Raw genomic sequence first — 13134 nt, 5'->3', positions numbered from 1 at the left:
AAAAAAAGCCAAACTTTTATCGTTTGGCTTTTGCAGTCAATTTTTACTATTCGTATCTAACGTAATCGACGTAATACCGTTGTGTTGTCTAACACCTCACCCCACGCTTGATAATCGAACCCCATATCGAAAATGTATTCCGTAAGCAATGTTCTAACGCAATTAACCAACGTGTCTGCATCCCACGGCTTTTCAAAGTAGCTTTCAATACGCGCTTGATTAATCGCAGTAATCGTATCTTGGTGAGTAGCTTGCCCTGTCAGTAATACTTTTTTAGTTTTGATATAACGGCTATCGTTGGTCACATCAGTCAGTAGCTCTACGCCATTTTTACCCGGCATTATATGATCTGAAATAACGACACCAATATAATGCCCTTCAGCATCTAACTCATCCATCACAGCCAAAGCTTCATCACCTGAATCACACTCTTCTATAATAAAAGCTGATTGTAATGGTGATAGATCTTTTAATACCGCATTCAATACTTCTGGTTGATCATCAACACAGATAACGACTATTTTTTCCATAACTCATCCCTTAGAGTGTCGGCAACTTGATCCTAAACGTGGTGCGTTCTTCATCACTTTTAACCACGACCGTACCGTCATAACTTTGTATGATCCGTTGTACAATTGATAAGCCCAAACCTAAGCCAAACGATAACCCACCTTTTTTGGTCGTAAAATTGGGTTGAAATATTTTGCGCCGTGTCGGCTCATCAATCATCGGCCCATTATTAGTAATAGTGACCAAGATTTTATTCTTTACATGTCGAGTCACAATTTCAATTTTCGGGGATGCCGTATTCTCCATTGCATCACAGGCATTTTTAATAAGATTAATCCATACCTGTACTAACTCGGTCGAACTCGCATTAATCAGTGGTAAGACTGCGGGGCGTAATACCACTTCAACAGGACGTAAATTGCTTTGTAGTAAGGCTAAAGATTTGTGCAAGGTCTCATTGATATCAACATCGTTTTGCCTCACATGATCGCTGCCCCCTAATTGCTTTACCGATTTGACGATACTGGCTGAATGTTTGGCAGCTAAGCGCATGTCGCGTAAATCACGTCCATAATCCCAATAACGTAATGCTTCATCTAGCTGACTGAACCATTGCTTAGGAACATCACCTTGCGGAATAGCTTTCGCTAACGTTTTAGCTTGCTCACGAGTCAAATTATGTTGTTTGATTAATATCTTTGACCGTTCACGCACTTGTTGCGATCCCGTGGTTTGCCCAACGTTAATTCCTTGGAGCATAAATTCAAGCATCTCGGGTTTGCTTGTTGAAATAGAATCAATAATATTGGTTTGAAGATTTTCTATTTTGCTACTGAGTACGCCTATCGCATTATTCAGTTCATGCGCAATACCCGCCGCAAGTTGTCCAAGAGTTGTCATCTGCTCTGTCGCATAGAGCTTTTGCAGTGCTTTTTCTTTTTCAAGCGCTTCCATACCAGTAAGCATTTGTCGACGCGCGAGTTCATGAACCATGACAGGCATAAACTGCTCAGTCATAGAGCCATACGTTTCTGGATCTTCCACTGGGGTTAGCAAATCAATCCAAGCGATTTCACTGTCTTTTTCTGCGATCACCGTCGTTGATGCCATTAATGTTTGCGCAAAAAAGCTATGCACGCCAAAGAACATGCCTTCTTTGACAACAAACACTTTTGCACTTAAACCATTCTCTTTATTTTTAAGATACCCCGACAATTCACCACTTTTGACCCAGTAAAGTTTGTCGTTATAGCCATTCTGGCGCAGCACATGCGTACCTGATGTAACAGACATCGTACGCGCAGAGTCCCGAAAATACGTATCAATAATTCGCTTTAAGGCTTTTGGTTGAACCATGAACGTGTCCTTGTCTATAGGCGATAGCATTAATGCTTAAATGTGGTCAATCACATGCAATAACCAAATCATAGCAAAGCTAAGTACGACACCGACGACACCAATAATCACCCCTACTTTTGCCATTTGATTACTTTCAACATGCCCTGTTGCATGAGCTAATGCGTTGGGCGGCGTACTAATTGGTAGTGACATACCCAAAGAGGCCGCAAACGTCACAACAAGAATTAATGTTACTTCACCACCAAGTGGTACCAACGACGACATAGACATACCCAGTGCTGCCATAATTGGCATCAGTAAGTTTGCTGTCGCTGTGTGAGACATAAAGTTTGCCATCACTAAACACAACATAGCCGCGCCCACCAGCACCAAGTACGGTGAGAAGCTATCAAACGGAATGCTATTAACAACCAGTTGAGCCAGCCCCGTTTTATCAAGCGCTAAACCCAGCGCAATACCACCAGAAACCAACCACAGCACATCCCAAGAAATCTTTTTCAAATCTTCTTTATTGATAATGCCGGTTAACGAGAAAATAGCGACCGGAATAAGCGCCACTGTATATGAGTTCATACCATGCACTGACCCCATTAACCAAAGTACTATCGTTAGTGCAAAAGTGACGTAAACCGTTATTGCTTTGGGTGTTTTAAGAAACTTGCCTTGGATCGTTAATTCAATTTTCTCCTGTTTTGCTGGATAAATTGCATTAATTAATAACCAGGAAAAAACCAATAAAACCGCAACAAATGGCACGCCAAAAAACATCCACTCGCCAAAAGTGATCATGTTATCTTCTGATAAATATTTAAGTGCAATCGCATTTGGCGGTGTACCAATTGGAGTACCAATACCACCAATATTGGCAGCAACAGGCACACATAATGCGAACGCAATTTTACCCGGATCTTTCGCTCCAAAAAGTGCAATGACTGGCGCTAAAATCGAAAGCATCATCGCAGTCGTGGCAGTGTTTGACATAAACATTGAAAAAATAGCAGTGATCAACATTAAGCCAAACATCACATATTTAGGCTGGTGGCCGAATGGCTTAAGTAATACTCGAGCTAAGTTTACATCTAAACGGTATTTAGTTGCCGCCATAGCAAGGAAAAACCCACCTAAAAACAACATGATGATCGGGCTAGCAAAGGTAGCCATAATGGCGTTGTAATCCAGTAACTCACCAAAGTGTGGCTGACCATGATCAATTCGGAATAGATACAAGCCTTTATTTGAAAGTAATAACAGCTCTAAAACAATGATCACAACAGAGGTAGCATAGATCGGGATAGGTTCGAGTACCCAGCACAGTGCTGCTAATAGAAAAATAGCAATAACACGTTGTTGAATAACAGTTAGCCCTTCAATAGGAAACGCAGAAGCGGGTAACAATAAAATAATTAAAGGCAGTAAAATCGGTATGATGTAACGAAGACTTTGACGCATATAGCATTATTCCCTTAACAATAACTACGCCATCATCTTTTTTGCCGAATATAAAAGATGAAGTTTAGTGTCTTAATCAGTAAGGTTATTTTGTAATGCTAATCGGTTAATTTCACCGCGTTAGATCAATAAAGCGATGAAATTAAAGTTTTCTTACAGAAAATACTGTTGTTAAATTCGACGTTTTATCGCCCTAAATCAAACAAGACGATACGTAAACTATGCCCTGAATCACAGATACTAATAAGACGTGATTCAGAGCATGTTTATTATTTGTTTTTTTCAGTCTTTACATCATCGTCAAGATGTTCACTATTCAGTGCTTCTTCCAGTACCCCTTCAGTTCCCATATAAGTACGGGATGAACAGAACGGTGTCACTGGTACTGATGGCGTTAATATTTCATTATCGGCCACGTCTTGATGTTCATGCGCTAAGCCCATTTTCTTCACTTGTTTTAATACCAAGTAAAAACCCAGTAAACCAAAAACAACAGAGCCAACCGCTTGACCGATTAACACCCCGCTCGCACCGGCAAGATGTCCTCCAATAAGCACAAAAGGGATCGTACCTATTGTTGCTTTCCCCATGTTCAATGCTGTTGACCATGTAGGACGATTAAGGTTATTGAATGCCGCATTGGCAACAAAGAGTGCCCCGTTAAAAATAAAGGTCACAGCAATGAAGGTACAGAACACACCAACAATTTCTGCGGCATCTCCCGTTAAACTAAAGATAGCAATGAGCTGATTTTGTCCTAGCCATAAAACGATAGACACGAAAACGCAATACACTGCTGTAAAGAGCATTGCATCACGTAGAATTTGTTGAATACGATCCCAGCGTTCAGCACCAAAGTTTTGCCCAATGATTGGGCCAACGGCACCTGATAACGAAAAGACTAAAGCAAAACAAACCGGCATAATACGCCCGATAACGGCATAACCAGCCACAAAGCTCTCGCCAAATTGCGCGATATTACTGGTAACGACCGCATTACCAATAGGCGTTGCGGTATTGGTTAAAATGGCAGGAAACGCAATTTTAGCAATGGTTGGCATCGCCAGTTTAAACTGAGAAAAATCAGGTTTTGCTAATAATTTATGTTTATAAATAACAACATATAAAGAGAAAATAGTCACAGCTAAGCGCGCAATAACTGAAGATATCGCAGCCCCTTGCATCCCCATTGAAAAACCAAAAATAAATAAAGGATCAAGTACTGCATTGACACCACCACCAATCAGCGTTGCCATCATTGAACGGCGAGCATCACCCACACCACGCATTGCAGCGCCTGCCGCCATAGATACCGCCATTAACGGTGCGCTTGGTAATAGAATAATCAAATATTGACTAGCAGCCTCTGCAACATGTCCTTTTGCACCAATCGCATCAAGTAATAGAGGCAAATTCCACAGCATAGCTGCAACCATCACAATACTAATAAAGACAGCAAACAACATGACATTCGTCGCCATGCTTTTGGCTTGTTCTCGATCATTTTTGCCTAAAGCGCGCGAGACAAGTGCGCCAGCTGCAATTGATGTACCTATCGATATAGAGGTAGAAAAGAAGACTAACGTACCAGCAAAACCAATAGCCGCTGCCAGTTCAACTTCACCCAATAGGCTAATGAAAAACATATCTAATAAATCAACCAAAAACAGCGCCATCAAGCCGATTGCGCCAGTTCCTGACATCACTACAATATGACGCATTGGTGAACCTGTAACAAATTTAGCTTGTTGGTTTTCTGGTGCTTCTGTTGATGAGTGCTGTTTCACTAAAACCTCTATATCTTATAAAACGGCTCGAATATCCTTATTTACAGCCAAAAAAATAAAGGCGCTAATTAGCGCCTTTACATAATCAATTGAGACTTAAATATATAGCATTAAAGCGGATGTTTAAAGCTATCCCCTATTTGAGTACTGATCGCGGTAAGTACATCACGACGTGTTATAACGCCAAGTAATTGCCCATTATCAACCACGGGATAAATCTTAGGTTTTTGACCCGTCATAATTTGTGCTAATTCAATAATCGAATCATCACTCGATACTGTTAATACATCATCTCGCATACAATCTTTAACAGTATGAGAGTCTTGGCAGTGATAACCCACTTTCAATAATGTATGGATCATATCTTGTTCAGATAAAAAGCCGATAACCTGCTTGTATTCATTGATAACAGGCCCACCAATTTGCTTTGCTGTCAGCAACTTGTCGAGTGCTACAGATAATGACATTGATTCACTGAATGTCACTGGGCGGACGTTCATATAATCTTTTACTTTTAATGATTCCATGTATCCCCCAAAATTACCTTTGAGTATGTAAACCTGACAAGCCTTTGTAGTTATTATTGATAGCTAAAAACCTGCCCCTTATTACAGTTAAGTCTATTTCTTCAAATTTACTAAATTAGAATTTGTATTTTTATCAACAGTTAAGGGTATTTGACTCATAATTAATACATTGATACAAAAAAGCGCCTCTAAATTAGAGACGCTTTTCCATTAAGTAAATGTTTATTATTAATGCATCATCAGCATAGACAGCATTGCTAGCGGAATTTTCAAACCTGAGCCAAAGACAAGCTGTGAACCTTCCACTTTCACAGTTAACTTATAGCTATCTTGATCTTCTGTAATGATCTTCTGTTGCAGTAGCTCTGGCACTTTTGCTGCAAGCTGTGGTTCATTAGACACAAAAGCTTTTGGCATTGAGATATTAATATTACCCGCTAACTTATTTGGTAATGCCGCTAAGTTTTCAGACGCACGAGCCAAGCCCGGTTTGAGCTCAAGTAAAAGAGATGCATTCACTTTGCCTTGCTCTGTCATCATGCTGAGATCAGATAAATCAACAGTGGCACCTTTAGCGACTAATAAATCTAGAGCAAGCATTGCATCTTGCATCTGCGCTTGTTGCTGCTCTGCCGTTGTAGCCTCTTCCATAACTGCTAAACGGCTAATCGCTTTATAGTTAAGATCTTTTAATGCCAGTGCAAAATTGAAATCTGTATATTGCTGACCATCAAGGGTCACAATTTTCTTAATTGAAATATTATTCGTATTCGTTACTTGCTGTGTTTCATCTGTCGGTGTTTTTTCGTCTTTCGGCTGACTTAACGCATTTTTCATCATCACACTCATGCCTTCTAACTCAACATGATGCTGATTATCTGCCGATGCGAAATTTGCTTTGCCTAAATTGAATGTCTGATCACCAATCCAGAAATTACCCTGCATTTGACCACTACCTTGACCTTCAAAGCCATTCACTTGCATGGTTTCGCCACTATCTGTTTTCACATTTAAAGAGGGTAACGTATAGTTGAAATCACCTGCGCCATCAGCATTTGCACTACCCGTTAAAACAAAAGCTTGGCTTTTAACAAACGCACCCGACTGATTATAATTAATCGGATTAATCGTCATCGTAAAATCGGTATTTCCCGTCAAAGAGGAATCGGTCACTAAAGTGATCGGTTGAATATTTTCACCCCAAATACTACTAATTAATGGTGCGACTTGTTTATCAATATCTAATTCACTGCTCGACTTAACACCTAAAAATCCGTTTTTAATATGATGCTTAACTAACCACGTTGTTGGTAAGCCTTCCTCTTCAAATGTTGTTTTTAAGGTATCTTTTAATTCAATACGAGAAACTGCATCAGAAGAAAGATAACCGCGCTCAAAACTTTGATTCGTAATGGTCATATAAGGGCTGTGATAATTTTTAATGGCCCCCATGTATAAACTTTGACCTATTTGTCCTGTGGCTAATGGCCAACAAAGGATCACGGCAACCGCACCCGCTCCTGCTACAACGTTCTTCAACAACATATTGAATCCTGATTAATAAATTTAAGTGCAAATATATGACTATATCATCAACTTTTTAAAGGCCTGACGTCAACTAGAACTCACTGATAACGAAGAAATCAGATCAAGTTTGCAATGTCTATTTTTAATACTTTCTCTATCAATACCAGAGTATTTTGATATGGTATTGACAGTACAGAATATAACAATGAATAAATAAGGTAATTTAGTCTTATGAAAATAGCTCTATTTAGCTCAAAAAAGTACGACCAAGAATCTTTTTCTAAAGTAAACAAATCCTTTAATCATGATATTACTTACTTCGATTTCCCGCTGAATCTACAAACAGCGAAAATGGGTGAAGGGTTTGATGCCGTTTGTGCATTTGTTAATGATGATCTTAGTGCGCCTGTCTTAAAGTGTTTAGCCAAGCAAGGGGTTAAAGTCATTGCAATGCGCTGTGCCGGCTACGATCTTGTTGATTTAGAGGAAGCCAAAAAGTTAGGGCTACAAATTGTACGTGTTCCTGCTTATTCACCCGAGTCTATTGCAGAGCATACCTTAGGCTTAATGTTGAGCCTGAATCGCCATATTCATCGTGCTTACCAACGCACGCGTGATGCAAATTTCTCGCTTGATGGCCTAACTGGCTATAACTTCCACGGTAAAACCGTTGGTGTTGTGGGTACGGGTAAAATTGGCTTAGCGACAATTCGTATTTTAAAAGGGTTTGGCATGAATATTCTTGCCTTTGACCCATACCCAAATCCTGCTGCGATTGAATTAGGGGTAACTTATACTAGCCTTGATGAAATCTATCGTTTATCGGATGTTATTACTCTGCACTGTCCGATGTCGAAGGAAAACTATCATATGTTAAATCAACACGCCTTTGACAAAATGAAAGATGGTGTAATGATCATTAACACCAGCCGTGGTGGTTTAATTAAATCGAGTGATGCTATTGAAGCGTTAAAATCACAACGTATCGGTGCATTAGGTGTCGATGTATATGAAAATGAAAAGGATTTGTTCTTCCAAGATAAGTCTAATGATGTGATCCAAGATGATGTATTCCGTCGTTTATCATCCTGTCACAACGTACTTTTCACTGGACACCAAGCCTTTTTAACAGAAGAAGCTTTGGGCAATATTGCTGAAACTACGCTGCAAAATCTGTCTGATTTTGATCAAGGTAAAGTATCAGGAAATGAAGTGCTAGATTAATAAATAAAGCCGCTAAATATAAAAATTTAGCGGCATTTTTATTTATCAAATTGATTTTAATAAATAACATTCAGCGGATCTTAACCAATCTCACTGAATAGCCAATCACTAAAAGCTTTTATTTTAGGGGTATTTTGCATGTTATGTCGACACACGACATAATAACTAAAAGGTGAGGGTGCCATCATATCAAAAGGTGTAACTAGCCGTTTTTCCACTAACCTTTCAGCAATAAATGAGTGCCTCCCGATTGCAACACCAATCCCACACTCAGCCGCTTGTAAAGCTAAATCAGAACGATCAAATGTACATTCCGATTCAGGTAATTTCGTACCATATTGCTCTGCCCATAGCTGCCATTCATCATTTCGCCCTGCCCTTGCCCACGGTGCGGCATCATGGAGCAATAAACATTGCATTAAGCCTTCAGGGTTATCATAAAGGTCATTTGCGATAGCATAATCATGGCTACACACTGGCTGCATCGCTTCATCCATTAATTTACACGAATGCAAACCTTGATATTCCCCTTTACCAAAATAAATGGCGCAATCAAAACTTTCCGTTTGAAAATCAACAAGTTCATTACGGGTTCGTAAATGAATACGTAGCATGGGATAAAGATCTATAAAGGATTTTAAGCGGGGTAATAACCACGTTTGAGCAAACGTTGGCGGTACAGAAATATTTATATCGCCACTTAGCTCAACATTTTTCAAATCACGTATTTCGTGTGCAATATCGCCAAAGTTAGCAGCTAGAACTTGTTTTAAACGAAATCCTTCATCAGTGAGGATGAGCTTGCGGGGCTGACGAATAAAGAGCTGGACGCCTAATGCTTCTTCAAGGTTTTTGATTTTATGGCTAACCGCACTTTGAGTTAAAAATAAAACTTCAGCAGCACGTGTGAAGCTCATTTGTTCTGCTGCTATAAGAAAGCAGTGTAAACCTGAAAGTACAGAACCAGAAAGGTTAGAAAGTTGCATAATACCGCCACATTAAGAATCTAGTAGCAAGCATAACAAGAAAATGATCGGGGCTCAGCTATAAATGCTACTCCCCGAATAGCGTCAATTAATTAGTTGTACTGCGGTATTGCTCAAGCAAGCCTGATTTATACTCGTCAGTTAATAATTGCCAGTGACATCCTTTGACTGCACCTGCAAAAATCCATAACAAATTACGATTGACTTCTTCTCCATGGTGTTCGCATACTTTGCGATAAACATTAACAGCCCCCAACTCAAGAAAAGTAGGTACATCTAATACACCCGTTCGTTTTACCATTCTTTCAAGCGTTAATCGCATATTGGGTAGATCACGTAAACGTTTATTCGCACCAGACTGTTTAAATGCCTTATCTTTACATGAAAACTCAATCGATTTAGCTACTAATTGATTACAAACCTGCGGATCTTTTTCTAAAAGATCTCTTATTTCGTAATAATTAACTGTTGCCGTTTTGCTTTTCTTTATATGTTTAAATTTCGCACAACCTAATTTTATTAACTCTGGATCCAGTTTCTCGCCACCTCGAATATACATAGAAGCTGGTGTAACAATCGCAAACATCGCACCGTCTATAAATACTCCGGTTCCACCAAACATGGACCGCTTTTCTTGTTCTCCAAATTTGTTTAAATAATTTAAATAATCTTCCTTTGGTGATGTCACAACTAATTCTCCATAATGCGGTAATAATCAATTATTCCAAACACGTCAAATAACCTAGCCAAACAATAGATTAGATTGTTAATTATTCGACAAAGCAATTGTATGCTCTTAAGTGTTATAGATTAAATAAGCAGCAGTCAAAGATGAGATTACTCGCATATTTTTTGTCGCAAATTAATGTAATCAAACTAGATTTGCAGCATTTATCACGCAAGAATCAATAATGAATTGCATATCTATCATCATTATTATCAGTGCCGACTATCTTTAAGATAATTACAGTAAAAAGAGTATACGCTGGAGCTATGAAAAAAATTCCATTGTTCCCATATGCAAACCACATTCTTCCCAATGGAAGAACTCAACTGAAAATTGCACAAGCTCGTCATATTCGTATGGTGAAAGAAGCCCTTATTTCTAAAAAAGGGTTTGTAATGGCAATGATAGATAGCGAACGTGAGCACAGCGAAGTTAAAGATGTTCCTGCATTAAGTACTCACGTTAAGATCATAGACTTCAACCTACTCGAGGGCGATTTATTGGGTATTACGGTAGAAGGTATCGATCTTCTAAAAATAGAAAAAATTAAGATTGATGATGATAAACTTTTAATTGCCGAATGTATGCCCTTTAACACTTGGCCTCCCTCTCAGACGACAACGAGTAACCAGTGTTTAGCCCATCGATTAAAGCAACTTTATTCTTCTCAACCAGAAATGGGCGATTTATATCCTGCCCCATTGTTTGATGATATGACGTGGGTCTGTCAACGTTGGTTAGAAGTACTACCGATAGAAGTAAAATATAAGCAAATGCTGATTCATCAAAAAACGCCCAATCTGGCCATTCGTTTTTTAATAAAATTACTTCAAGATAAAAATTTAAACCATTAGTGGGATTAACATCATTTATTTTTAATTTTATAGCCTACTCACTTCAAATAAATTACGTGACAAACTACTCGATAACGCCATGAAACGATAGAATTTGATTATTATTTTATAAGATTAGTTTTACATGTCGCATTTATCTTTTTTTTGGTTAAAACATAGCCGTGATCATCAAATAAAAGCGTTGGAATCTGAGTTTTGCAACTTAGTAAAACAATCTGCGCAGCAAAATAAGCTGGAGCTTCCTCCTATACCTGATGTGTTAATGAAGCTACATCAATTATGTAATGATGACGAAAGCACCATTCATGACGTGGCTGATTTACTACTTGATGATCCCGCCTTAACCGCAACGATTATTCGAACCTCTAATACGGTAATATTTAACCGCCGTAATGTTGTCTGTAACGATCTTCTAACTGCGGTCTCTCGTCTTGGGTTGTTGCGGGTACGTGATATCGCCACCGCGCAAGCAGTTGCTGAATTACGAAACGTAAAAACTGAAAACCTCGCGTGTAATCAGCTGCTCAGTCAAAGTGCGATTCGCTCACGTCAATTTGCAGGTACGATGGCTCTGATTTGTCAAAGCTTAATAAAACACAGTGAAAAACCTTTAAAAATAGAACCAGAAAAAGCTCTATTAACAGGCTTACTGGCTGATATTGGCGTCTTTAGTTTAATCTACGAATATCTAAATTATATTGAAAACGATAATTACCTCGATATCGATATTGCCAAATATATTTTCAAAGAAACCTGTATGAAAACAAGTTTGATCGTATTAAAAGAGTGGGGATTTGATAATGATTATCTTGAAATCGCCTCTAATAAACGACAGCCTTATGGAAACAATAACGATACGTTAAGTTATCTTGATATCGCTCGTATGGCACACCACTTATTGTTGTTTAAAAATAACGATGATGCTATCGACGAAAATGATGTTGAGCTCGACCTTGTAGGAGCTGAAGTCATGTATGAATTGACTAACTTACCCGCTCACGAATTTAATCAACGAGTGAAAAACATCGTTCGTGAAAGTGGATTCTGACCTAATCCCCTTCTTTTTTCTTACTTAAAAAGAAGGGGAAACACCCATCTATAAGCCCCCACTTGCCTATATACTCCTTCTTTATCGCTGTGCTACATTAACTTTCTGTTAAAAATATAAATAAATGAATTCATTATTGCTGGTTACTTTGTGTCATTTAACCAAATCCTCTAGCAAATAAATCACTAACCCTCTGAATATATTTAAGGACTAATATGTTGTCTGGGATTTTACTTATCTTTTTGCCGCTTATTATTGGCTACCTCATCCCTATTCATAATAAGAAGCACCTCGATTTTATTAATGCTCAAACTAGCCGCTTAGTCTTGGTGATTTTGACATTAATGGGATTAAGCTTAGCTGCGCTAGATAATCTCAGCCAAAACTTAAACCAAATCCTTATCTACACCATGACATTTTTCATCTCAATCAGTGTATGTAACCTTGCTGCACTCCCTTTTTTAGACCGTTTATGGCCAACACAAACGATTGATGGACACCATCATTTACCGATGGCAAAAATGATGATGGAATCGGTTAAATTGGTTTTTGTTGTTGCAGCAGGGTTAATCGTAGGTCTATTACTCAATGTCGATTTATCATGGGTTGATCAAGCTAGTGAAGCTATTTTATTACTATTACTGTTTTTTATTGGCATCCAATTACGTAATAGCGGTATGACCTTAAAACAAATAGTGCTCAATAAAAAAGGGATGATTATAGCTGCGGTTATTATTAGCACATCTTTTTTAGGCGGGATCATCGCAGCACTTATTCTAGGTATCCCACTTAATCATGGCTTAGCTATGGCATCAGGTTTTGGCTGGTATTCTCTCGCGGGTATTTTAATTGGCGACGGCTTAGGTAGTGTATTTGGTGGCGCTGCATTTTTAAACGAGTTATTGCGAGAAATACTTGCGCTAATATTAATCCCGTTACTTATCCACCGTTATCCCAATACAGCTATTGGTTATGCTGGGGCAACGGCTATGGATTTCACCCTACCTGTAATTCAAAGTACAGGAGGAGTACGCTGTGTACCGATCGCCATTGTCAGTGGTTTTATTCTTAGCCTGTTAGTCCCCGTTTTCATTTTATTCTTCTTATCGCTATAACTGTGATAAAAAGAAGTGATA

12 protein-coding genes are annotated in these 13134 nt (G+C 38.7%); 4 read left to right on the top strand and 8 right to left on the bottom strand.

Annotation, left to right across the window (positions count from 1 at the left end):
- Window positions 1-56: 56 nt before the first annotated feature.
- From BTO08_RS03265 to BTO08_RS03240, 6 genes are all read right to left on the bottom strand, one after another.
- Window positions 57-530 carry a response regulator gene (locus tag BTO08_RS03265; protein ID WP_105059876.1) on the bottom strand — a complete coding sequence of 158 codons (474 nt, stop codon included), beginning with the start codon at window positions 528-530 and terminating at the stop codon, window positions 57-59.
- A gap of 10 nt (window positions 531-540) precedes the next feature.
- On the bottom strand, window positions 541-1866 hold the full coding sequence (locus BTO08_RS03260) for an ATP-binding protein (RefSeq protein ID WP_105059875.1): 1326 nt from the start codon (window positions 1864-1866) through the stop codon (window positions 541-543).
- A 36-nt stretch (window positions 1867-1902) separates the two neighbouring features.
- Complete coding sequence (locus BTO08_RS03255; RefSeq protein ID WP_105059874.1) at window positions 1903-3318, bottom strand: SLC13 family permease; 1416 nt, start codon at window positions 3316-3318, stop codon at window positions 1903-1905.
- Between the two features lie 269 nt (window positions 3319-3587).
- The gene (locus BTO08_RS03250) at window positions 3588-5105 is read right to left on the bottom strand and encodes an MATE family efflux transporter (protein WP_105059873.1); all 1518 of its coding nucleotides are present in this window, start codon (window positions 5103-5105) and stop codon (window positions 3588-3590) included.
- Window positions 5106-5215: 110 nt separating this feature from the next.
- Window positions 5216-5632 carry a CBS domain-containing protein gene (locus tag BTO08_RS03245; protein ID WP_105059872.1) on the bottom strand — a complete coding sequence of 139 codons (417 nt, stop codon included), beginning with the start codon at window positions 5630-5632 and terminating at the stop codon, window positions 5216-5218.
- Window positions 5633-5860: 228 nt separating this feature from the next.
- Window positions 5861-7177: a DUF945 family protein gene (locus tag BTO08_RS03240; RefSeq protein WP_105059871.1), complete on the bottom strand. Its 1317-nt coding sequence runs from the start codon at window positions 7175-7177 to the stop codon at window positions 5861-5863.
- A 213-nt stretch (window positions 7178-7390) separates the two neighbouring features.
- Here BTO08_RS03240 and BTO08_RS03235 point away from each other — a divergent pair, with 213 nt between their 5' ends.
- The gene (locus tag BTO08_RS03235) at window positions 7391-8383 is read left to right on the top strand and encodes a 2-hydroxyacid dehydrogenase (RefSeq protein ID WP_105059870.1); all 993 of its coding nucleotides are present in this window, start codon (window positions 7391-7393) and stop codon (window positions 8381-8383) included.
- Window positions 8384-8463: 80 nt separating this feature from the next.
- Here the strand turns inward: BTO08_RS03235 and dsdC are convergent, their stop codons facing one another.
- Complete coding sequence (dsdC, locus tag BTO08_RS03230) at window positions 8464-9369, bottom strand: DNA-binding transcriptional regulator DsdC (protein ID WP_105059869.1); 906 nt, start codon at window positions 9367-9369, stop codon at window positions 8464-8466.
- 88 nt (window positions 9370-9457) lie between these two features.
- Entirely contained in the window at window positions 9458-10057 is a 600-nt protein-coding gene (locus BTO08_RS03225; RefSeq protein WP_105059868.1) for a TfoX/Sxy family DNA transformation protein, read from the bottom strand.
- A gap of 305 nt (window positions 10058-10362) precedes the next feature.
- On the opposite strand from BTO08_RS03225, the gene BTO08_RS03220 reads away from it, so the two are divergent.
- From BTO08_RS03220 to BTO08_RS03210, 3 genes are all read left to right on the top strand, one after another.
- Window positions 10363-10950, top strand: coding sequence for an LON peptidase substrate-binding domain-containing protein (locus BTO08_RS03220; RefSeq protein WP_105059867.1), 588 nt, complete (start codon window positions 10363-10365; stop codon window positions 10948-10950).
- 124 nt (window positions 10951-11074) lie between these two features.
- Window positions 11075-11998, top strand: a complete 924-nt coding sequence (locus BTO08_RS03215) for an HDOD domain-containing protein (protein ID WP_105059866.1) — start codon at window positions 11075-11077, stop codon at window positions 11996-11998.
- Between the two features lie 215 nt (window positions 11999-12213).
- The gene (locus BTO08_RS03210) at window positions 12214-13113 is read left to right on the top strand and encodes a lysine exporter LysO family protein (protein ID WP_105059865.1); all 900 of its coding nucleotides are present in this window, start codon (window positions 12214-12216) and stop codon (window positions 13111-13113) included.
- Window positions 13114-13134 lie beyond the last annotated feature (21 nt).

It is taken from the genome of Photobacterium angustum (genome assembly GCF_002954615.1).
Lineage (GTDB): Bacteria > Pseudomonadota > Gammaproteobacteria > Enterobacterales > Vibrionaceae > Photobacterium > Photobacterium angustum_A.
Note: the sequence above shows the minus strand (reverse complement) of the source record. Positions and strands in the feature narration are given on the sequence as shown.

What these genes read in the sequence shown, in the direction of transcription:
- BTO08_RS03265 (WP_105059876.1), bottom strand. Translation starts at nt 530, where the DNA reads ATGGAAAAAATAGTCGTTATCTGTGTTGATGATCAACCAGAAGTATTG.
- BTO08_RS03260 (WP_105059875.1), bottom strand. Translation starts at nt 1,866, where the DNA reads ATGGTTCAACCAAAAGCCTTAAAGCGAATTATTGATACGTATTTTCGG.
- BTO08_RS03255 (WP_105059874.1), bottom strand. Translation starts at nt 3,318, where the DNA reads ATGCGTCAAAGTCTTCGTTACATCATACCGATTTTACTGCCTTTAATT.
- BTO08_RS03245 (WP_105059872.1), bottom strand. Translation starts at nt 5,632, where the DNA reads ATGGAATCATTAAAAGTAAAAGATTATATGAACGTCCGCCCAGTGACA.
- BTO08_RS03240 (WP_105059871.1), bottom strand. Translation starts at nt 7,177, where the DNA reads ATGTTGTTGAAGAACGTTGTAGCAGGAGCGGGTGCGGTTGCCGTGATC.
- BTO08_RS03235 (WP_105059870.1), top strand. Translation starts at nt 7,391, where the DNA reads ATGAAAATAGCTCTATTTAGCTCAAAAAAGTACGACCAAGAATCTTTT.
- dsdC (WP_105059869.1), bottom strand. Translation starts at nt 9,369, where the DNA reads ATGCAACTTTCTAACCTTTCTGGTTCTGTACTTTCAGGTTTACACTGC.
- BTO08_RS03220 (WP_105059867.1), top strand. Translation starts at nt 10,363, where the DNA reads ATGAAAAAAATTCCATTGTTCCCATATGCAAACCACATTCTTCCCAAT.
- BTO08_RS03215 (WP_105059866.1), top strand. Translation starts at nt 11,075, where the DNA reads ATGTCGCATTTATCTTTTTTTTGGTTAAAACATAGCCGTGATCATCAA.
- BTO08_RS03210 (WP_105059865.1), top strand. Translation starts at nt 12,214, where the DNA reads ATGTTGTCTGGGATTTTACTTATCTTTTTGCCGCTTATTATTGGCTAC.